Below are 22,695 nucleotides of genomic sequence, written 5' to 3'. Positions count from 1 at the left end.
GAAGATCAGATAAGTATGATGGAAATGGTGCTTGATGTTGATGCAATAGTGGAAGAAGTTAAAACTTATAGAGAAAAATACTCTAAATATACTCTCTAAAGCTTTTTGCTTTTGATTGTGAATTAATTACCTTGAAAGGGGTGGACCGCGGTGAAACTTGAACTTGGAAATTTTTATGTTAAAGATATCAACTTTGGTGAGAAAACTGCATTTAAAGATGAAATTTTATCCATAAATAAAGAAGAAGCTTTAGAAGTAGTTTATAAAGATGAACATATCACCGAAGCTGATATCAAAATTGTAAGGCCCGGAGATATGGTCCGTCTGGTTCCGGTAAAAGAGGCGATAGAACCTCGCTGTCGTGTGGATGGAGGCGCATTATTTCCTGGTGTTACAGGAAAGCTTATCCAGGCCGGAGATGGTAAAACCAACTGTTTAAAAGATATGAGTGTACTTGTAGTTGGAAAACACTGGGGTGGATTTCAGGATGGTTTAATTGATATGGGTGGAGAAGGAGCAAAATATACTTATTTTTCTTCTCTAAAAAATGTTGTTTTAGTGGCTGATACTGACGAAGAATTTGAAAAAAGGGAACAGCAGAAAAAGAATCATGCCTTAAGATGGGCAGGTATGCGGTTAGCTGAATATTTAGGAAAAACTGTTAAAGCTTTAGAACCTGAAGATAAAGAAGAATATTCTTTAGAGCCGGTAACAAAACGTGCAAAAGAAGTTACTGAACTTCCTTCAGTAGTTATAGTAATGCAGCCGCAGTCTCAGATGGAAGAGTTGGGATATAATGATTTAAATTATGGTTGGGATACAAATCGGATGCTGCCAACATTTATGCATCCAAATGAAATTTTGGATGGTGCAGTGATTTCCGGTAGTTTTATGCCGAGTTCATCCAAGTGGTCAACATATGATTTTCAGAATTTTCCACTTATAAAAAGATTATATAAAGAACATGGAAAAACCATAAACTTTTTGGGTGTGATAATGTCAAATCTAAATGTTGCCCTTGAGCAGAAAGAAAGATCTGCTTTGTTTGTAGCACAGATGGCAAAATCTCTGGGAGCAGATGCAGCTGTAGTGACAGAGGAAGGTTATGGTAATCCAGATGCAGATTATATTGGCTGTATTGTAGCTTTGGAAGATGCTGGTATTAAAACTGTTGGTGTAAGTAATGAAGCAACAGGTAGAGATGGTGGCTCACAGCCATTAGTTACACTTGATCCTAAAGCAGATGCACTTGTATCTACCGGTAATGTTTCTGAATTAATTACATTACCACCGATGGAGACAGTTATTGGAGAACTTGAAGCACTTGCTAGAGATGGTCTTTCTGGTGGGTGGGCTGATGATGAAATTCTTGGTTCTTCAGTAAAAGAAGATGGATCTATTATTATGGAAAACAATTCAATGTTCTGTGGAGATCAAATTGCAGGATGGTCACCAAAAACCATGAAAGAATTTTAAACCCGGGAGGTGAAAAAATTGAAAAAAGCAGTTGTATATTTAAATCAGTTTTTTGGACAGATTGGTGGAGAAGAAGTAGCAGACCATCCTCCAGAAATTCGGGAAGAAAAAGTTGGAGCAGCTATGTTATATGATCAGCTACTTGATGGTGAAGTCACCCATACAGTTATTTGTGGAGATAATTATATGGGGAGTAATAAAGATAAAGCAATTGACACAATTTTAGATTTTTTGGAAGATGTAGAGTTTGATATCTTCTTTGCTGGGCCTGCTTTTCAGGCCGGACGTTATGGTATAGCATGTGGTGAGATAGGTAAAGCAGTAAAAGAGAAATTTAATGTCCCAGTTATATCTTCAATGAATATAGAAAATCCCGGGGTTGAAATATTTAAAAAAGATATTTATATATTTCCCGGCGGGCACAGTGCAGCTAAAATGAAAAATGATGTAACAAAGATGGTTGAATTTGGAAATAAAATTTTAAATAATGAAGAATTATTGCCAGCAGAAGAAGAGGGATATTATAAAAGAGGTATTAGACATCAGTACTTTTTGAAAGATAAAACACCTGCAGCTGAAAGAGCTGTAGAAATGCTTTTGAAAAAAATTAATGGAGAAGATTTTGAAAGTGAACTGCCAATACCAGAGCTGGATAGAGTTGATATAGCTCCTGCTGTGGAAGATTTAAGTGATGCTAAAATAGCTCTTGTCACTTCCGGTGGTATTGTACCTGTAGATAATCCTGATAAAATTCAATCTGCCTCAGCAACTAGATGGGGAAAATACGATATCAGTGGTATGGAAAAATTAGGAAATAGAGAAGATGGTGCATTTAAAACAATTCATGCAGGTTATGATCCTGCAGCAGCAGATGCAGATCCTAATGTTGTAGTTCCTGTTGATGCAATGCGTGCTTACGAAAAAGAGGGTAAGATAGGTAAGCTGCACAACTATTTTTATTCAACAGTAGGAACTGGAACTACTCAGGGTGAAGCAGCCAGAATGGGTAGGGAAATAGCCCAGGACCTTAAGGAGGCTGAAGTTCAGGCAGTAATATTAACTTCTACCTGAGGTACCTGTACACGTTGCGGTGCAACAATGGTAAAAGAAATAGAAAGAGCCGGATTCCCGGTTGTTCAGATGGCTAACTTAATTCCTGTAGCAAAAACTGTTGGTTCAAATAGAATTGTTCCAACTATTTCTATCCCTTATCCATTAGGAGATCCTTCTACAAGTAAAGAAGAACAGTGGAAACTCAGATATCACAGAGTTGGTGTGGCATTAGATGCCCTAACATCAGATATTGATGATCAGACAGTTTTTGATGTGGAAATATAAAAGAATACCTTTATCTCCCCATAGATGGGGGGGTAGAGGCATTTACATCGAACTTAAGTGAAAACCCAAGTGAAAATTTTAATATAACCAGAGGGGTGAAATAGGTGGAAAATAAAAAGGATATAAATGGTAATGTAATTAAAGAGAGAGGTAAGGAAGTCTTTTTAATTTCATTAATAGTGGTCTTTGCTATTGTAATCTGGGGAATATCTATGCCGGACAGCTTCAGTTCAATTGCAGATGGCCTATTTAATTATCTAACCATAAATTTTGGCTGGTTCTATCTTTTTAGTATGTCTTTATTTGTAATATTCTGTATTTGGGTTGCCTTAAGTAAATATGGAAAGATCAAACTGGGAAAACCAGATGAAGAACCTGAATTTAGTACTATTTCGTGGTTTGCTATGCTTTTTAGTGCTGGAATGGGTGTAGGTTTGGTATTTTGGGGGGTTGCAGAACCACTCAACCATTTTGTAGCTCCATTAGGTATGGCAGGTGGCACTAAAGCTGCAGCAGATTTTGCTTTAAAAACATCTTTTTTTCACTGGGGTCTGCATCCATGGGCAAATTATGGAGTTCTTGCTCTTGCCCTGGCTTATATGCAGTTTAGGCATGATAAACCTGCCCAGATCAGCAGTATTTTTATTCCCTTAATTGGTGAAGCAAAAGCAAGAGGAGGAATTGGAAAATTTATTGATATACTAGCAATTTTTGCTACAGTAGCAGGTGTTGCTACTTCCCTGGGAATGGCAACTCTGCAGGTGACAAGTGGGTTTAATTTTCTTTTTGGAGTACCGGAAACTGATACTGTAAGACTGCTGGTAATTGCTGTAATACAATTTTATTTATGATCTCTGCCATTACAGGTGTTGATAAAGGTATTAAATATCTTTCTAATGTAAATATATCTCTTGCTGGGCTAATTATGCTTTTATGTGTAATTATTGGTCCAACAGTATTAATATTCAATAACTTTACAAATTCATTGGGATTATATATGAGCAATCTTGTTAGAGATAGCTTCAAAATTGGTAGTGAACCCTGGTATGGTTGGTGGACAATTTTTTACTGGGCATGGTGGATAGCCTGGGCGCCTTTTGTGGCTACATTTATTGCCCGGATTTCCAGGGGTAGAACAATAAGAGAATTTATTGGCGGAGTTTTATTTGCACCAACACTGGCATCTTTTGTCTGGTTTGCGATTCTAGGAACAATGGGTATAGAAACAGGTATGGAAGTAGCTGAAGAAGCAATTGCAACAACTGAAACTGCATTTTTTGTAGTAATGCAGAATTATTCATATGGTGGATTGATATCCATTATTGCAGTTGTTCTTCTTATAACGTTTTTTATTACTTCTGCAGATTCAGCCACCTTTGTACTTGGTATGCTTTCAGATAAAGGAAATCAAAATCCTACTACCAAAAGAAAGATAATTTGGGGAGTTATACAGTCTGGACTTGCTGTAGCTCTGATGCTTTCTGGTGGATTGGGTATGCTGCAGACTGGCTCAATTGTAGCAGCATTTCCATTTGCTTTTATAATGCTTTTTGCAATGTGGGCCATTATAAAGTCTCTAAAAGCAGAAGAAAAAGCAGAAGGTATTGTAGATATTAATGCACTTGCTGGTGTTTCAATTGAAGAAATCGATAATGATGTATTAGAAACAACTGAAGCTGCAGTCAAAGAATAAACAAAAATTCCCGGCTTTTTAACCGGGAATTATCTTTCTAATAAAATTATTAAATTAATTTCATCTTAATCATTCAATTACTGCAGTAGATTGCATGATTAACAATAGAACGAATATGTTTAATTATATTACTAAGTGCCTGTTCTGGGGTGTAGTCTATGCGCTTATTTATAAGTAGTGTGAGCATTCCGTGGTAAATATAAGTAATCATATTATCCATCTGGTCAGCTTTTTCTTTAGTTAAAATATTATTTTCAATTAGCGGTTTAGAAGCAATAGAAGCCCGCCTTGAAAGATCTGCATCAAGCAGCATAGGAATTAGTTCTTCAGGTGGTGTCCCCAGTTTTTCAGGAAAGATCTGGAAATATTTTTTAACAAGTACTTCTGGATGATCACCTATTTGATCAGTAAAAATTGCATAATATATTTTGGGATTTTCAAAAGAATATTTGCAGAAACACTCCCACATTAAAATAAATTTTTCGACTTCATTTTCTGCTTTCGCAATATAATCTGGCATTGCTTTACTGTATTCACCCAGAAAATCAAGAGAAGCAAAAAATATAAGCTGATTGCAGTTGTCAAAATAGTTATAGATTGTTGCACTATTATATCCGGCTTTTTTAGCTACTTTGCGGATTGTAATACTGTCAATACCTTCTTTATCAATAATTGATTTTGCTGCTTCGATAAAATACTTTAAAGTTCTTTTTTTTCTGATATCTCTGCTGTTGAAATCGATCATAAATACCAAACACTTCCTTTAACAATTTGTTTATACACTGTATATACCAACTCAAGGATACAATAACTTAGAAAAAATTGCAAGAATTACAGAAATCAATTGACTTTAGGAATTTAATTTAATATACTTTTTAATGTAGGGGTTTTGTGAATATTAATACAAAACTGTAGGGGTTTTGTAAATAATATATAAAATCTTATAGGAGGAAATAGGAGGAAAAAATATGAGTCAAGAATATGATCTGATTATACTGGGAGGGGGTCCAGCAGGTATGGCATCAGCCATTTATGGATCCAGATCCCGCCTTAATACACTTGTACTGGAAGCAAAAAGAAAGACTGGTGGACAGCCGTCGACATATCACGATATGGAAAACTATCCTGGTGTACCAGAAACAACTGCTTCTGAGTTGATGGAAAATTTCCGCACACATGCAGAAAAATTTGGTGCAGAATTTAAACGCGGTGAAGTTATAGAACTAAATGTAAATGGATTTAATAAAACAGTTAAAACAAAAAAGGGCGAAGAATATAAAGCAAAAAGTGTAATAATCGCGACAGGTGCTGAGCCGCGCAAACTGGGTGTTAAAGGAGAAGAAAAATTTAAAGGTAAAGGAGTATCATACTGTGCAACATGTGATGCTGATCTTTTTACTGATTTAGATATCGTAGTTGTAGGAAATGGGAATTCAGCTGTAGAAGAATCTATTTACTTAACTAAATTTGTCAATAAAATTACTATGGTTGTAATTCATGATGAAGGTGTAATGGATGCAGAAAAGATACTGCAGGAGAAAGCAATGGAGAATGAAAAGATAGATTTTGTCTGGAATTCTGTACTGGAAGAAATAAAAGGTGATGGAATAGTAGAAAAAGCAGTGGTTAAAAACATAAAGACCGGTAAGAAAAAAGAATTGGAATGTAATGGAGTATTTTTCTTTGTAGGACGTGTACCAAATACAGATTTCTTAAAAGACGCTGTAGATTTAACAGAGCACGGCTATGTAAAGACAAATGATAATATGGAAACTTCCAGTCCCGGTGTCTATGCAGTGGGAGATGTAAGAAACAAAGTTGTCAGGCAGGTAATAACCGCTGCTGGAGATGGAGCAACAGCTGCAGTAATGGCACAGGGATATATAGAAGAAGAAGAATACTGGCATAATAATGTTGTCAATGCTGATAGACCGGCAGTAGTGGCTTTCTGGAGTGTAACAGATCAAAATAGTATGGATATGGTATCAGAGCTTGAAAATATGAAAATTGAAGATAAAGGATACAAGTTTTTAAAAATAGACACATATAAAAATAGACTTATCTCAGATAGATATGATATAGAAGAAATACCGACAGTACTTAAACTTAAAGATGGAGAAGTAGCCAAAAAATTGGTTAATCCTGATCGAGAAAAAATTGAGTCAGTACTGTAAAAATATAAGGAGTTAAAGATGTTAGAACTTACAAAAGATAATTTTGAAGATGAAGTATTAAATAGTAAAGGAAAAGTAGTGGTAGATTTTTGGAGTGATAGCTGTGATAGATGTATGGAAATAATGCCTGATATAGAAGAATTGGCAGAAGAGTATAAAGATAATTTTAAATTTGCCAAATTAAATATAAAAGGAAATAGGCGTCTTGCAATTGGTCAAAAAGTACTGGGCCTGCCTTCTATTGTTTTTTATGAAGATGGAGAAAAAGTTGAACATTTAAGTGGAGAAGACCTGGAAGCAGAAGATATTAAAAAAGAACTTGAAGAGAGATTATAATAGATTAAAATCTCTTTCCATTTATCTGGAGGGAGATTCTTTTTGCGAATATATTCGGAGGTGAATAAATAATGGAATTTCCAGTTGTAAAAGGTTCAAGTTATATATTGGTTCACACACCAGATATTTTAAAAGAAGCAGGGTCAACTCAGACTACTACTAGAGCTAAAAACCCTGATGATGAATATTTAAAAAAGATAGACAGCCATTTAAGAAGTTTTGAAGAGGTAGTAAGATATGCACCTAATCAGGCATATATTGGTAATATTCTGCCTGATAAATTAAATGAGATAGATACACCGTGGTATAGTGAAGAAAATCTGCTTGATGAAGATAGATTCGGCAGTTTGGGCGAAATAATGCCGGAAAAAGAATTTTATCTTCTGTTAAAACATGTTGATGTTTTTGATCTTGTTAAATTAAGCAGAGATTTCAGTAAAAAGGCAGAAGAAATTGCAGCAGATCATCCGATCTTAAAAGAAATGGATTTAGATATAGGAGAAGGCGAAGATATGGCAGAAATAGAGAAATTAACAGCCGCTCAAGCAGAACCACTTTATTTGGATGGAGAGCTTATTGGCTGTGTAAAGCAGGCACATGAAACAGATATCAATTTAAGTTCACATGTCATATTAGAAAATCTTGTTGGAAAAGCTTCTGCAGTACTGGCAGTTAAAAATCTGGCTTTAAAACATGATATAGATATGGAAGAAATAGATTACCTGATAGAATGTTCGGAAGAGGCATGTGGAGATATCAATCAGCGTGGTGGAGGAAACTTTGCTAAAGCGATTGCAGAAATGGTAGGATGTGTAAATGCAAATGGTTCTGATCTCAGAAGTTTCTGTGCAGCTCCAGCACATGCACTTGTAAATGCTGCAGCTTTAGTTAAAGCAGGGGTTTATGATAATGTAATAGTTGCAGCCGGTGGTTCAGTGGCAAAACTTGGTATGAATGGTAAAGATCATGTAAAGAAAGATCTACCAATTCTTGAAGACACATTAGGTGGATTTGCAATTCTGGTATCTAAAAATGATGGAGTTAGTCCTCTAATTAGAACAGATATTATAGGACGTCATAAGGTAGGAACTGGTTCATCTCCCCAGGCAGTGATTAGTTCTCTGGTAACTGAACCACTTGATAAAAACAATCTTTCTATTAAGGATATTGATAAATATTCAGTGGAAATGCAGAATCCGGAAATAACTAAACCAGCAGGAGCGGGTAATGTTCCAGAATCAAATTACAAAATGATTGCGGCTTTAGGAGTAAAACGTGGAGATCTTGAGAGAGAAGAACTTATGGAATTTGTAAAAAGTCATGGAATGCCCGGTTTTGCCCCAACACAGGGTCATATTCCTTCTGGGGTACCTTTTATAGGTCCTGCAGCTGAAATGATGAAAAAAGACATGATAGATAAAGCTATGATTATAGGTAAAGGTAGTCTTTTTTTGGGACGGATGACCAATCAGTTTGATGGAGTTTCATTTGTAATAGAAAAAAATAAAGGGATTGCAGAAGAAAAAAGAGAAGTAAGTGATAAAGAAATTAAAAATATGATCGCCGATGCTATGAGACAGATGGCAGAAAATCTTCTCGGCGAGACCGAGTGAGGTGGATAAAATGGCAGATAACGTAAAAAAGAAAGTTGCTGATGTTTTTAATGACTTAGCTTCTGCAATTGAATCTGGTGAATTCGGTGAAAAAAAGAAAATCGGACTCACAGTTTTAGAAAGTGAACATGGTGAAGAAGAACTTAAAAAAGCAGCTGAAATCGCTGAAAAAAATCACAGTGATTTAGAAGTAAAATTAATCGGCTGTGGCAGCACTAAATGCAGCTGTTTGGCAGATGCTCATGATATTATGGATAAAATGCTGAAAAATAATGAACTGGATGCTGCAGTAACACTGCATTATAATTTCCCCATGGGAGTCTCCACTGTTGGCCGGGTTATAACACCAGGTAAGGGAGAAGAAATGCTGATTGCTACAACTACAGGTACTACTGATACCGATCGGGTACCCTCAATGCTCAAAAATACCATTTATGGTATTGCAGCAGCAAAATCACTCGGAATTAAGGAACCTACAGTGGGAATTTTAAATGTTGAAGGGGCAAGACTTGTAGAGAAAAACCTGCGCAAACTACAGGATAATGGTTATAACCTTAAATTTGCAACTTCAGTTCGTGCAGATGGTGGTGTAGTTATGCGGGGTAATGATCTGCTACTTGGTGTGCCGGATGTTATGGTGACAGATACTCTAACAGGCAATATGCTGATGAAATTGTTTTCTGCGTTTAATACTGGTGGTCAGTATGAAGCAGTAGGTTATGGTTATGGACCAGGCATAGGAAGTAATTTTGACAGATTGATTGGAATTATCTCTAGAGCCTCCGGTGCTCCTGTAATTGCAAATGCGGTCAAGTTCATGGCTGAAGTTAGCAGAGGAGATCTATTAGATATTGTTAGCGAAGAGATAGAACTTGCTAATAAAGCTGGTCTTAAAGATATAATTTCTGAACTAAAAGAAAGCCGAAGTGAATCAGGTGCATCTGAAGCTGTTTCTGCTCCAGAAAAGAAAGTGACTGGAGAAGAAATTGCCGGGATCGATATTTTAGAGATAGAGTCTGCAAAAGAAAGTCTCTGGAAAGAAAATATCTATGCAGAAACAGGAATGGGTTGTACTGGACCAGTTATCCTTGTAGCAGAAGATGATCTCGGTTCTGCTAAATCTATTCTCAGAAAGGCAGGTTTTATTGAATAAATGATATATTTTAACAATGCGGCAACTACTTGGCCAAAACCAGAAAGAGTATACAGTTCTATGGATAGATTTTTCAGAAATATGGGGATGAATCCTGGAAGATCTGGTGCATCAGAGGTGGTGGATACCGCTAGAACTATTTATGATATTAGGGAAAAGACTGCTAAATTTTTTTCGATAGAAAATTCAGATCATCTTGTTTTTAATTCTGGTTCAACAGAATCTCTGAATACAGTTATAAAAGGGGTTCTAAAAGCTGGAGACCATGTTATCATTACTAATATGGAACACAATTCAGTTATACGACCACTGCAGAGATTAAAAAAGGATATTGGTATTGAAATAAGCTGTGTCTCGCTTGATAAAAAAAGTGGAGAGATAGATTATAAAGAATTCCAGTCTTCAATTCAAAAGAACACCAGGCTTGTTGCTGTTTCGCATGCTTCCAATGTAACCGGGACAGTAGCTGATATAGACCGCATTGTTAAAATAATTGATAATAATATTGATAATAATGATATATTAATTCTCCTGGATGGTGCTCAAACTGCTGGAGTTATTCCGATTGATGTAAATAATCCTAGAATAGATTTTCTGGCAGTACCGGGACACAAATCTCTTTTTGGACCTCCAGGAATTGGTGCACTTTATATAAGGGATCCAGAGAGTTTGTCTCCTTTAAAAGAAGGAGGAACGGGAACAAACTCTCTTAATACCTGCCAGCCCGATGTTATGCCCGACCGATTTGAAGCAGGGACGATAAATACGGTTGGAATTGTCGGGCTTGGTTCAGGTATAGATTTTATAAATGAAATTGGTATAAAAAATATTCACAGAAAAGAAATGAATCTGACTGAAAAACTGCTAAAAGGGCTTAACTTTATTCCTAAAGTAAAAGTATATGGAAAACTAAAAAGAGAAGGGCGTGTAGCTGTTGCTGCTTTTAATATAGCAGATATCGCTTCACATGAACTTGCATATATCCTTCAAAATGAATATAATATACAGGTAAGGAGTGGACTGCACTGTGCACCACTGCTGCATAAAAATTTAGGGACAGTAAAACAGGGAATGGTTAGAGTAAGTATAGGCTATTTTAATAAAGAAGAAGAAATTGATATGTTTTTAAATATAATTGATAATATTGTTAAAAAGGGGTCAGGTTAATATGAATAAAAATTTATTAAGCTCTATTCCATCTGTTAATGATATACTGGCAGATGATTTAGCAGATAAAATAAAAAATCAGTTTTCTAGAACAGATTTACTTGAAGCTGTAAGGAAGATAACAGATGATTTAAGAAATGAGATTTTATCAGAGAATTTTGATGAGGAAAATTTTGATAAAAATTTATTAAATATCAAAAATATTCTGCTGAATGCAGAAAATTATTTAAAAAAATTATATCAACCTAAAATGGCACCTGCTATTAATGCGACAGGTGTCATTATTCATACTAATTTAGGGAGATCACTGCTGTCTGAGAAAGCAAGAAAAGCAGTTGATAATGTAGCAAAACATTATTCAACACTAGAAATTGACAGGAAAAGTGGAGAACGTGGTCACCGTTATGCTTCTCTGCAGGAAATCATAAAAAAGCTAACTGGAGCTGAAGCTGCTCTTGTGGTCAATAATAATGCTGCAGCTGTTACACTTGTTTTAGCAGCCCTTGCCAAAGAAAGGGAAGTTATTATTTCCAGAGGAGAACTTGTGGAAATAGGTGGTTCTTTTAGAATTCCTGAAGTTATGGAGCAGAGTGGCTGTCGGCTGGTTGAAGTTGGTTCAACAAATAAGGTCTATCTAAAGGATTATCTTAATGCAGTGTCTGAAGAAACAGGTGCACTGTTGAAAGTACATACCAGCAATTACCGTATAATGGGTTTTACAGAAACAGTCAAAGCTGAAGAACTTGTAGAATATGCACATAAAAGAGATATTCCTGTGATAGAAGATCTGGGCAGCGGTATTTTATTTGATCTGCAGGATTATGGGCTGGAATATGAACCTACAGTGGCTGAATCGATAAGTGCAGGGATAGATATAGTTACTTTTAGTGGTGATAAGCTGCTTGGCGGACCTCAAGCCGGTATAATAGTTGGGAAAAAGAAATTTATAGAAAAAATAGAATATCATCCTTTAATGAGAGCCCTCAGGGTTGATAAATTTACTTTGGCGGCTCTGGAAGCAACTTTAAATATTTACAGAAATTTTGATAAAGCTGTTGAAACAATACCTACCCTCAGAATGCTGACAGAAGATACTGAAAAAACAAAGCAGAGAGCTGAAGACCTGTTAAGTAAAATAGAAGAAGTTGATAAATTCAATTTTATTATAGAAAAAGATACTGCTCGGATTGGTGGAGGTGCATATCCACTAACAGAGCTTGATACATATGTTTTAAAAATTTCTGCTGAAGAATTTTCTCCAGAAAAAATAGCATATCTGCTTAGGCAGAGTAAGATGCCTATTTTTACAAGAATTAATGAAGGACAGCTTATTTTGGATTTAAAAACAGTGCAGCCGTTTGAAATTGACATTCTTGCAGATGCTATCAATGATATTCTTCAGGAGGAAATAATCAAATGAGAGAAAAGAATATAATTATAGGTACAGCCGGACATATTGATCATGGAAAAACTACTTTAATTAAGGCTTTGACAGGTGCAGATACAGACAGGCTGCAGCAGGAAAAAGATAGAGGGATTTCAATAGAACTTGGATTTACCGGTTTTACTCTGGAAGATGGTAATCAGATCGGAATTATTGATGTTCCCGGCCACGAAAAATTTGTTAAAAATATGTTAGCAGGAGCTTCTGGTATTGATCTTGCTCTGCTTGTTGTAGCTGCTGATGAGGGTATGATGCCTCAATCTGATGAACATCTGGCAATACTCGATCTCTTGGGTGTTAAACATGGAATAATTGTTCTAACCAAAATTGATAAAGTTGATTCTGATTGGCTGGAACTGGTTATAGAAGATACTAAAGAAAAAACTGTAGATACTTTTTTGGATGGTGCTCCTGTAGTCCCGGTTTCTTCTACTGAAGGAGTTGGAATTGATGATTTAAAAAGTGAAATACAAAAAATGGTAGAAAAAATTCCAGAAAAAGATTCAGAAGGAAATGTTTATTACCCGATTGATAGAGTATTTACGATGAAAGGATTCGGAACTATTGTAACCGGGACACTTTTTAGTGGCAGCATAGAGGTAGAAGATGAGCTGGAAATTTATCCAGAAAGGAAAAAAGCTCGTGTGAGGAGCCTTCAGGTGCATAATTCTAAAGTGGAAAAAGTTTTTCCAGGGCAGAGAGTTGGCATTAATTTAGCCGGTATTGACAAAAATGAGATAAATAGGGGAGATGTTCTTGCAGCACCTTCTTCGCTAATAAAAACTAAATTTTTTGAAGCACATTTAAAACTTCTAACAGGACTTTCATTTTTAGTTAAACATGGTGATAGAATTAGATTTCATATAGGGGCTCAGGAAGTTTTGGGGCGAATCTTTTTATTTGATAGAGAAGAGCTGCTTCCTGGAGAGGATGCCTATGTTCAATTTAGATTAGAAGAAGAACTTGTGGCACATTTTGGAGAGAGGTTTGTACTGAGGCGATATTCTCCCATGACCACAATTGGAGGAGGTAAAATCATTGAAATTGATCCTCCGCCCAGAAAGGGAAATTATAAAAAAGCACTAGAAGAATTAAAAACAATGGAAAATGCAGATCCAGAAAAAAGAGTGGAAATTTTAATCAAAAATAGAAAAAAGGAAGCAGTTGAAAAAAAATATCTGCTTAAAAGGACTACTCTTGCAGAAAAAAAACTTGAGCAGTGTCTAAATAGTTTGAGCAAAAAAGGAGTTATAAAAAAATTGTCTGATACTCAAAACAGTACATGGATCCATATTGATAATTTATATAATGCAGAAAAAGAACTCCTTTCCTTGATTTCTGATTATCATAAGAGCAGAAAATTAAAAAAAGGTATTAAAAAAGAAGAATTGAGATCACAATCTGAATATTATTTTGATAAGCAGGAATTCAGTAGAGTTTTAAATTGGATGAAAAAAAACCAAAAAATAAAAGAACAAGAAAATATAATTTCACTAAAGGATTTTAGCATCAGTTTAAGTGAAAAAGAAAAAAATATAAAAGAAGATATAATTACTATATTTAAAAATAATTTATTTAACCCACCTGCAGTAGAAGATATAGTGGAAAACTATGGTAATTCAGAACAGGCAGCAGATATTATACAGTATTTGGTTGATTCTGGTGAACTAATACGCCTGGCTCAGAATATTTATTTTCATCAATCTGCTTTGGAAAAAGCTTTTAATAAGCTTAATGAATATTTTGCAGAACATGAAAGTATTGAATTATCGGAGTTTAGAGATCTTATAGAAAGTACCAGAAAATTTTCTCTGCCCCTGTTAGAGGAATTTGACAGGCAAAAAATAACTCAGCGTAGAGGAGATAAAAGATTTCCTAATAAAAAACTCTTGAATTAATTTGGGCAAAATGTTATTATATAAAAGGTATATGTATTTGGGAGTGGCTGTGTCCATGGTGGACATCTTGGACTTCAAATCCAATGTCAGGCAGGTGGACCTGTCTGTGGTGGGTTCGATTCCCACACATTCCCGCCAAAACAGTTAACAGTTAATTATTGAGATACCATGTGATTTAATCTGAAATCATATGGTATTTTTATTTTTTTAAAAAGGATTATCAGCAGTATTATAGAATAATATAATCAGTAAAATACTTTAAATTCATAATAATTATTTCTACTTTTAAAGGTATGGATGTCTGTTTTCTTTTACAGAACTTAAAAGCAAAAGGAGGATAACAACGTGAAAACACTTGTTTTAATATTGGCAGGAGGAAGAGGAACAAGGCTGGATATTTTATCAGCACATAGAGCAAAACCAAGTGTTCCTTTTGCAGGACAATTTAGATTGATTGATTTTGCTTTAAGCAACTGTGTTAATTCTGGACTTTATAATATTGGTGTTTTAACACAGTATCTACCATTATCACTTAATAACCATATAGGTATCGGGAAACCCTGGGATCTTGACAGAAAGATTGGAGGAGTAACAATACTTCAACCTTTTAGAGGTAAACCAGGTAAAACTGACTGGTATGAAGGAACAGCACATGCAATATACAAAAATATTAGTTTTATAAGAAATAAAGCTCCTGAAGAAGTTATTATTTTATCTGGAGATCATGTTTATGAAATGGATTACAGTAAAATGCTTAATTTCCACCGCAAAAAAGGTGCTGATTTAACTATTGCTGCTCAACCGGTTGATTATGAGGATGCAAACCGCTTTGGAATACTCGATTTTCAGGAAGATAAAAAAATAATTGATTTTGTCGAAAAACCAGAAAATCCACCAAGTAATCTTGCGTCAATGGGAATATATATTTTTAATAGTAATGTTTTGGTTGAAGTACTAAAAAAATACTGTACAGAAGAAGATTCAGATTTTGGACATCATATTATTCCTCCTATGATAAAACATAATGAAGTATACATTTATGAATTTGATGATTACTGGAAAGATGTAGGTACACTTGATGCTTACTGGAAAACAAATATGGAATTAACAGAACCTGTGCCGAGATTAAATCTCTATAATAAAGAGTGGCCTTTATATACAAGGAATGAAGAAAAACCCCCGGTAAAATTCGGAAATAAAGGTGGTGCAGCCAGCAGCCTTATTTCCAATGGTTCTATTATTAATGGAAAAGTGGAGAATTCTGTTATAAGTCCTGGAGTATATATTGAAGAAGGTGCAGTTGTAAAAAATTCAATTATATTCAATGACTCTACAATTAGAAATGGAACTGTAATTGATAAAACAATTATTGATAAGGAAGTAGAAGTAGGAGCTGACTGCAGAATTGGTTATGGCACTGATTTAACAGCAAATATTGATAAGCCTGATCTTTTAAATAGCGGATTAAATGTTATAGCAAAAAGGGCTACCATTCCTGAAGGTACTACTATAGAAAGAAACTGCCGCATATTTTCTTATGTAAATGTTGAGGATTTTGACAATAAAATTATTAAAAGTGGAAGTACAGTTAGTTCTGAAGCTGGAAAAAAACTTGCTGCAGGAGATGAAGATCAGGTGCGAGATTTAAATGTTTAGTTAAAAAATAAAGGTTTTTAATTAGACTGCCGTATGGCAGTCTTTTTTATAAAAATAAAAGGTAAATTAAGGAAAAAGAAGAACATATTAAAGAGAAGCTTAATTTAGAGAAATATTGACAAAGAGAAATAATTGACGTAACGAAATAATAATTGGGAGGATTAAAGTATGACTTTAAAAATCTTGCATACAGCAGATATACATATCGGAATGAAATTTTCAAATTATCCAGCTGGAATTAGAGAAGAGCTGGTGGAAGCAAGATTTACAGTACTGCAGGATTTAATTTTAAAAGCTAATCAGGTAAAAACAGATCTTTTTATAATAACTGGTGATCTTTTTGAAAGAATAAATATATCTGAAAAAGATATATTGCGGACTATAAAGGTACTTGAAGATTTTGCGGGAGATTTTGTGCTGATAATTCCCGGCAATCATGATTATGACAATGGAATGATGGAACTGTGGAGTTTTTTTAAAAAAAATATTTCCCAAAAAATAAAAGTTTTAAATGAATATAAGGCCTTTTCACTAAATAATGTGATAAACAAGAACATTATATTATATTCAGCTTACTGTGACAGCAAACATTCCTCAGAAAATAGAATAGACTGGATTAAAAATATTACCTTTCCAGAAAACAGCTTAAATATTGGACTTGTACATGGTGCTCTGTTAGATTTATCACCTGATTTAAACAGCAGATATTTTAGTATAAGTACTGAAGAATTATTGGATATGGATGGTATGGATTTATGGCTGCTTGGACATATTCATATTCCATATCCAGTACAGAAGAAAGTTGAAAACTGCAAAATTTTTAATTCTGGGACTCCGGAAGCAGATGGATTTGATTTTTCTGCTGATAGTTCTGCCTGGATAATTGATATTGACAGCAGTAAAAATATAAGTGCAGAAAAAATAAACTGTGGCAGTTTTAATTTTTTAGATTTGAATAAAAATATAAGCAGCCTAGAAGATTTGAAACTGCTTACAGATAAAATTATAGATGAGAATCCAGCCAGCAAACTACTCCGACTTTCTCTATCAGGTTATCTGGATGAAGAAAGTTATCAGCAGAAAGAAAAATATTATCAAAAATTAAGAGAAAAACTTAAATATTTTTTAATCGATGACAGTGATCTAAAAATTAAAATTTCTAAAAAAATGATAGAAAAAGAATTTAATACCGATTCATTCCCCTATCAGCTCTTGATTGAATTAGCAGATAGGTTTGAAGATGACCAGCCACTCCAGCTTGCATATGAATTAATAAGAGAGGTGCAGAAATGAGACTTACAGAATTTAAGACAGATTGTTTTGCCGGCCTTAGAGATATAAAAATAAAGTTTGAACCAGGTTTAAATGTGCTTATGGGGTCAAATGAAGCAGGTAAAAGCACAGTTGTTGATGCTGTTTATGCTGCTTTGTTTAAAAGTTCCAAACTGCGTATGAATTTAAAAGAAGACATAGATTTTAAGATAAGATATATGCCTTTAGATAAAGGTGATTATATAAATGCTCTAACCAGTTTTAATTATAATGGGAAGCAGTATACTGTACAGAAAGAATGGGGAAACAAAAACAGTTCTCAACTTCTGGAATCTGGCGGAAAAAAATTGGCTGAGGAGTCATCTATAGAGGATAAAATATTTGATATTTTTTCATTTGACAGAAAAACAGCTAAAAATATAATTTTTACGGGACAGGAAAATATGAAAAGTATAATTGAAGAGATAAAAGAAAATCCTGAAGTAAAAAGCACTTTAAATGGTTTTCTCCGCAGAGCAGTTATGGAGCTGGATGGTGTTTCTGTAGAAAAATTTAGGAACAGAGTTCTGGATTCTATAGATGATTTCACAAAAAGATGGAATTTAACTGAAAAAAGACCGGAAAATCCAAATAGAGGTGTAGATAATCCGTATCTTATTGGTTGTGGAAAAATATATGATAAGTTTATAGAAAAGGGATTAAAAAAACGCGAAATGAAGCAGGTATTTGAAGTCGAAGAAAAATATTTTGCACTGGCTGAAGAGCTAAAGGTACTTAAAAAAAGGAAAGAAAACATTTCCAAAAAGATAGATTTTCTGTCCGAAAAAGAAGATGATATATATAGAAGAGGAATAATTGAAGCAAAACTTGAAGCTAAAAATGAAAAGATTGAAGAACTAAAAGAAGTTAACAAAAGTTGGCCGGCAGTTTTAATTAAACTGGAAAATAACGAGAAAAAATTGTCAGCTGTTAAAAGAAAATTAGAGCAGCTGAAAGCTGAAAAAGAAAAGGCAAAAAAGAAAAAACATCTTGCAGAAAAAGTAAAAATAAAAGAAAAAATAGATAAAATAGACAGAGATATTGCTGAATTAAAAAAGAAAATCAATGATCTTCCAGCAGTAGATAGAGGTGATATTAGTAAACTTAGGCAGTTAGATGAAAGATTAATTGAAGATAAAGCCTCACTTAAAGCTTCTACCTGGAAAGCGGAAATAATAAAAGCCGAAAAAGAGGTCAGTATTACCAGTGGATTAAATGATAAAAAAGTTTTTAAAAATGGTGAAAGTTTTGATGTTGAGGCATATTTAAAAGTAGAGCTGGATGATTCATTTATTATAGAAGTTCAATCTCAAAATATAGATTTTAAAATGCTCAAAAAAAGATGCGAAAAAAATATTGAAGAAAAAAATTCTATTTTACATAAATATAATGCTGAGAGTCTGGCAGAATTGAGAACTTTCAGTGAAGATAGTAACAGTTTAAAATCTAAAATAAAAATTAAGTTAGAAAATAAAAAAGATTTATTAGGTGAGCAAAATATTGAAGTAATTGAAAATAGTGTTAAAAAAATCAATGATTTTAAAAACATAAGAGAACTTTCTGAGATTGAGGAAAAACTGGAAGATATGCTGGCAGAAAAAAGTGATTTGTCCAGTACAGTCAGCAGCTTAAAAAATAAAATAAGTGACTGGGAGGAAAGATATATAAGTCATGACCATATATTTGATGAAATAATAGAACTAAAAAGTGAACTTAAAAAATTAGAAGAAGAAGCAGTAGAATTGGAGAAACTTCCTGAAAAATATAATTCCATCTCCGAATTCAAAACAGATCTTGATAATTTAAGAAAGAAAAAAGAAAATGTTGATCGGCTGTACCAGGAAAAAAATATTGAATATATTAATACTAAAAACCAGCTGGCAGATAAATCTTATGAAGAAATAAAAAAAGAGTACAGCCAGATTGAAGAAGAATTTAAAAAAAGTATAAAAAAAGCAGAAAATCTAATAAAAGTAAAAAAAGTTATGGAAGAAAAATTAAAAGAATTTGACCAAAAAAGTTTTAAACCACTTGTAGAATCATTTTCGTACTATATAAAAAAAATAACAGGAAGTAAATATAATGTTGTAACATTTGATGAAAAATACAGAATCGAACTTAGTTCATCTGTTAGAAAAATTCCGGTAGAAAAAAACTTTCTCTCTTTTGGAACATATGACAGTATAGCACTTGCTTTAAAGTTTTCTCTTGTTGAACAGATATACAGTGATAAAAAGGGCTTTTTTATTCTTGATGATCCACTGGTTAATCTGGATCCGGAAAGGCAGAAAAATACAGTAAAAATAATATCTGATTTAGCTGAAAAATATCAGATAATTTTTACAACCTGCAGTCCTTTAACAGCTGAAAAACTTGGTGGAAATATAATCGAAATTTAAGAAAAATTTATTCCAGTTTAATTAATTTTTCAAAAACAGAACTCCATGATTTTCGAGAAATGTATTTTTGAATTAGAGAATGATCCGGAGGCTGTTTTTCTTTGACAGATATTAGCTGTTTTTCTAATTTAGTTGTAAGTCTTTTTATAAACTCTGGTATTTCAGCAGAATATGGTAAGCAGTCTTTACCACACAGAGGAGGTTTTACAAATTGTACTACACCACATTTAATAAGTTCAGGTCCCAGCCAATCCCTTATTCCCGGTAAATCTGTTGTAACTACTCTTAAACCTGATGCAAGAGCTTCTATAATTACCAGTGGTAAACCCTCATAATAAGAAGGGAGCACAAATATATCGCTCTGGCGCATTTTTTCAGCTAGCTTTTTTTGTGGAATAATTCCTGTAAAAATAATATTATTTCCTGTTTCAGCTGCAGCAGATTTAATATTTTTAAAATCACTGCCACAACCACCCCCACAAAGGGTCAAATTAATGCTGTATTTTTTGTTGAGGTGGGAAAAAGATTCTAAAAGTGCCAGCAGTCCCTTTGCTCTAGATATTTTTCCGGCATACAGCAGTTCCACTGCCTCTTTCTCTTTTTTTAGCTGCTTCGTTTGTAAAGGATAAAATATTTTGGGATTGAATCCATTGCCAATGACTTTTATTTTATTATTATCGATTCCCATTAACTGATTTATTTCTTTTTTTTGCTGAAAGTTTAGAGCAATTATTTTATCCACTTTATTTAAGGCTGTTTTTACATTTTTTTGGTGTTTTTCCAGCTGCTTAAATTTTCGCAGTCCTGTACCATGGCAGACAGCAATATGATTAATTCCTTCTGTATATTTTGTACTTAAGGCTGTCAGCAGCCATAGGTGGTGAGAAATAACTAGATCGGGTTTAAAGTTTTTAATAGCTTTTTTTATATTTTTAGAAAATGCATTTTTCCATTTCTGCAGTTTTTCGCCTTTAAGATCACTGTAAAGTGTACTTTTATAGGGCATTTGGTCACTCATTCCAACGACCGGAAAAGGAAGTTTATTAGATGAAAAATAAACAGGGAAAAATTCACTACATCCCCTTAGCTGATATTTATCACGGCTGTTTTTTTCAATTCCTGCTATGATAGCCTGCTCAACAGATTTTTTAGCTCCTTCATTTAATATGTTTTTAAGGTAATACCCACTACCTGTAAAACCTGGTTTTTGTGCATATATATGTAATATTTTCAATTTAAACACCTGCCTATTTAAAAAATTATAACAAATTTATCAAAATCCTTCAAATAAAATTTCCTTTAAGTTTTCCTGTTTTTTTATATCAGGCTTCATAAAGGATGTTTTCAATATTCTGCTTCTTTTTTTAATTTCTAAAATTGATTTTTAGAGAAATCATATGATTTTTTAAATGCCTATAACTGTTAATGATTTTTTTGTTGTGTTATAATAGTTAATGAGAATAGAGCTGGGAGGAATAAATATGTATGGGCTGGTATTAGAAGGTGGAGGAGCTAAAGGCGCATATCATGCAGGTGCTTTAAAGGCCATTAAAGAACTTAAATTGGATGTTTCCGGAGTAGCAGGCACTTCTATTGGTGCTTTTAATGGAGCAATGTTTGTCCAGGACAAAATTGAGGAAGTATATGAATATTGGTATAATATTTCTCCTGCACAGGTTTTTGATGTTGAAGAAAAATACGTAGCGGAATTGATGAACTTTTCTTTAAACCAAAAAAATCTTCTTTATTTAATAAATAAAGCTAAAGAAATATTTCAGAATAGGGGTTTAGATACTTCTATTATGAAAAAAATATTATCAGAAAATATAGATGAAGATTTAATAAGAAATTCAGATATGGATTTTGCAATTATCACAGTTTCTCTGAGTGAGTTTAAACCTTTAGAGCTTTTTGTTGAAGATATTCCCGAGGGAAAAATTGCAGATTATATTCTGGCTAGTTCTTATCTTCCGGCTTTTAAATTGCAGAGAATTGACGGTAAAATACTTATTGATGGTGGTTTTTATGATAATCTTCCTATTAATACCCTTATAAAAAAAGGCTACAAAAAAATAATTGCTGTCAGGACTTATGGCATGGGAGACAATAAGGTTGGAAATAATAATTCGGACATTATTTATATAAATCCTTCAGAAAATTTGGGGAGAATGCTTAATTTAGATCAAAAAAATGCCAGAAAAAATTTAAAAATGGGATATTATGATACAATGAAATATTTTAAAAACTTAAAGGGAAATAAATACTATATTTATCCTCCTAAAGACAGCAAATATTTTATTGAATTTATTTTAAATTTACCGGAAGAAACAATCAAATCTTTATCTGAACAGTTTAAAATAGTAGAACAGCCTAAAGAAAGATTATTATTTGAAGCATTAATTCCCAGAATAATTAATTTATTAGAATTAGATTATCAGGCTGATTATGGTGATATGCTGATAAATTTGCTGGAAATTATCGCAGCTAAAGCGGGAATTGAACGCTTTGAATTTTATAGTTTTCAAGATCTTCTTAAACAGGTTCGAAATAAATATAATAGAAGTGAAAAAACAATCAGTGAAAGGCTTCCACTATTTATAAAATCAAGCAATTTACTGCCTAAAAAAGTCAAGGAAGAAATTATTATCGGCATTGCCGAAAAAATTTTTTTAAACTATAGGGAGGTAAAATAGATTATGAATGGTCAAAAGAATAATAAAGCTGGTACTGGTGAAAATAAAATGATAAAAAATCTGAGAGAAAGATTATATGGTGATGCAGAGAAGGGGTCAACAGAACTCTTAAATGATGAAGAAAAATGTATTTTCTGCGGTAATTTTAATAACTTAATAAAATTTAAAGATACATATATATGCAGAAAATGTCTTGAGGATATTTAATCAGCTTTAAAATAATTTCAAAAAAATAACTTATAAATATGCAGGAGTTTCCCCAAAATTTATTTTCAAGCTGCAAAAAGGGGGCTTTAGTCATCAACGAAATTTTTAGATTTATCTAAAACTCAATTCGGGTGTGA

Annotated in this window: 16 protein-coding genes, 1 tRNA gene and 2 pseudogenes; 17 read left to right on the top strand and 2 right to left on the bottom strand. The window is 33.5% G+C overall.

Annotation, left to right across the window (positions count from 1 at the left end; genetic code table 11):
• The 4 genes and pseudogenes from DER71_RS10240 to DER71_RS12555 all read left to right on the top strand — a co-directional run.
• Positions 1–99: pseudogene (locus DER71_RS10240) on the top strand (glycine/sarcosine/betaine reductase complex selenoprotein A); the annotation flags it as partial.
• Between the two features lie 51 nt (positions 100–150).
• Positions 151–1,476 (top strand): glycine/sarcosine/betaine reductase component B subunit, encoded by a 1,326-nt coding sequence (locus DER71_RS10235; protein WP_114474618.1) that lies wholly within the window; start codon positions 151–153, stop codon positions 1,474–1,476.
• An 18-nt stretch (positions 1,477–1,494) separates the two neighbouring features.
• Positions 1,495–2,814 carry a betaine reductase selenoprotein B gene (gene grdH / locus DER71_RS10230; protein ID WP_114458838.1) on the top strand — a complete coding sequence of 440 codons (1,320 nt, stop codon included), beginning with the start codon at positions 1,495–1,497 and terminating at the stop codon, positions 2,812–2,814.
• 212 nt (positions 2,815–3,026) lie between these two features.
• Positions 3,027–4,507 (top strand): annotated as a pseudogene (locus tag DER71_RS12555) (BCCT family transporter).
• Between the two features lie 73 nt (positions 4,508–4,580).
• On the opposite strand, the gene DER71_RS10220 reads toward DER71_RS12555, so the two are convergent.
• Complete coding sequence (locus DER71_RS10220) at positions 4,581–5,252, bottom strand: TetR/AcrR family transcriptional regulator (RefSeq protein ID WP_114458840.1); 672 nt, start codon at positions 5,250–5,252, stop codon at positions 4,581–4,583.
• A 223-nt stretch (positions 5,253–5,475) separates the two neighbouring features.
• On the opposite strand from DER71_RS10220, the gene trxB reads away from it, so the two are divergent.
• The 11 genes from trxB to DER71_RS10165 all read left to right on the top strand — a co-directional run bounded on the left by trxB (position 5,476) and on the right by DER71_RS10165 (position 19,658).
• Positions 5,476–6,681, top strand: coding sequence for a thioredoxin-disulfide reductase (gene trxB, locus DER71_RS10215; RefSeq protein ID WP_114458841.1), 1,206 nt, complete (start codon positions 5,476–5,478; stop codon positions 6,679–6,681).
• 18 nt (positions 6,682–6,699) lie between these two features.
• Complete coding sequence (locus tag DER71_RS10210) at positions 6,700–7,017, top strand: co-chaperone YbbN (protein ID WP_114458842.1); 318 nt, start codon at positions 6,700–6,702, stop codon at positions 7,015–7,017.
• A gap of 71 nt (positions 7,018–7,088) precedes the next feature.
• Positions 7,089–8,630, top strand: coding sequence for a glycine/sarcosine/betaine reductase complex component C subunit beta (gene grdC / locus DER71_RS10205; RefSeq protein WP_114458843.1), 1,542 nt, complete (start codon positions 7,089–7,091; stop codon positions 8,628–8,630).
• 10 nt (positions 8,631–8,640) lie between these two features.
• The gene (grdD, locus tag DER71_RS10200) at positions 8,641–9,783 is read left to right on the top strand and encodes a glycine/sarcosine/betaine reductase complex component C subunit alpha (protein ID WP_114458844.1); all 1,143 of its coding nucleotides are present in this window, start codon (positions 8,641–8,643) and stop codon (positions 9,781–9,783) included.
• Complete coding sequence (locus DER71_RS10195) at positions 9,784–10,950, top strand: aminotransferase class V-fold PLP-dependent enzyme (protein ID WP_114458845.1); 1,167 nt, start codon at positions 9,784–9,786, stop codon at positions 10,948–10,950.
• Position 10,951: 1 nt separating this feature from the next.
• Positions 10,952–12,370 carry an L-seryl-tRNA(Sec) selenium transferase gene (gene selA, locus DER71_RS10190; RefSeq protein WP_114458846.1) on the top strand — a complete coding sequence of 473 codons (1,419 nt, stop codon included), beginning with the start codon at positions 10,952–10,954 and terminating at the stop codon, positions 12,368–12,370.
• Positions 12,367–14,292, top strand: coding sequence for a selenocysteine-specific translation elongation factor (gene selB / locus DER71_RS10185; protein ID WP_114458847.1), 1,926 nt, complete (start codon positions 12,367–12,369; stop codon positions 14,290–14,292). The genes selA and selB overlap by 4 nt, the downstream gene beginning before the upstream one ends.
• 39 nt (positions 14,293–14,331) lie before the next feature.
• Positions 14,332–14,430: transfer RNA gene (locus DER71_RS10180), tRNA-Sec, on the top strand.
• A 207-nt stretch (positions 14,431–14,637) separates the two neighbouring features.
• Positions 14,638–15,948, top strand: coding sequence for a glucose-1-phosphate adenylyltransferase (locus tag DER71_RS10175; protein ID WP_114458848.1), 1,311 nt, complete (start codon positions 14,638–14,640; stop codon positions 15,946–15,948).
• A gap of 168 nt (positions 15,949–16,116) precedes the next feature.
• On the top strand, positions 16,117–17,241 hold the full coding sequence (locus DER71_RS10170; protein ID WP_114458849.1) for a DNA repair exonuclease: 1,125 nt from the start codon (positions 16,117–16,119) through the stop codon (positions 17,239–17,241).
• Positions 17,238–19,658 (top strand): AAA family ATPase, encoded by a 2,421-nt coding sequence (locus DER71_RS10165; RefSeq protein WP_114474617.1) that lies wholly within the window; start codon positions 17,238–17,240, stop codon positions 19,656–19,658. Before DER71_RS10170 ends, DER71_RS10165 begins: the two co-directional genes overlap by 4 nt.
• Before the next feature lie 7 nt (positions 19,659–19,665).
• On the opposite strand, the gene DER71_RS10160 is transcribed toward DER71_RS10165, so the two are convergent.
• Positions 19,666–20,892: a glycosyltransferase family 4 protein gene (locus DER71_RS10160; protein ID WP_114459007.1), complete on the bottom strand. Its 1,227-nt coding sequence runs from the start codon at positions 20,890–20,892 to the stop codon at positions 19,666–19,668.
• Between the two features lie 247 nt (positions 20,893–21,139).
• On the opposite strand from DER71_RS10160, the gene DER71_RS10155 reads away from it, so the two are divergent.
• Positions 21,140–22,351, top strand: coding sequence for a patatin-like phospholipase family protein (locus DER71_RS10155; protein ID WP_114459008.1), 1,212 nt, complete (start codon positions 21,140–21,142; stop codon positions 22,349–22,351).
• A gap of 3 nt (positions 22,352–22,354) precedes the next feature.
• On the top strand, positions 22,355–22,558 hold the full coding sequence (locus DER71_RS10150) for a hypothetical protein (protein ID WP_114459009.1): 204 nt from the start codon (positions 22,355–22,357) through the stop codon (positions 22,556–22,558).
• The last annotated feature ends 137 nt before the right edge of the window (positions 22,559–22,695 follow it).

It is taken from the genome of Halanaerobium sp. DL-01, assembly GCF_003338615.1.
GTDB lineage: Bacteria > Bacillota > Halanaerobiia > Halanaerobiales > Halanaerobiaceae > QPJE01.
The sequence above is the reverse complement of the archived record's forward strand: the minus strand, read 5'-3'. Positions and strand labels throughout refer to the sequence as shown.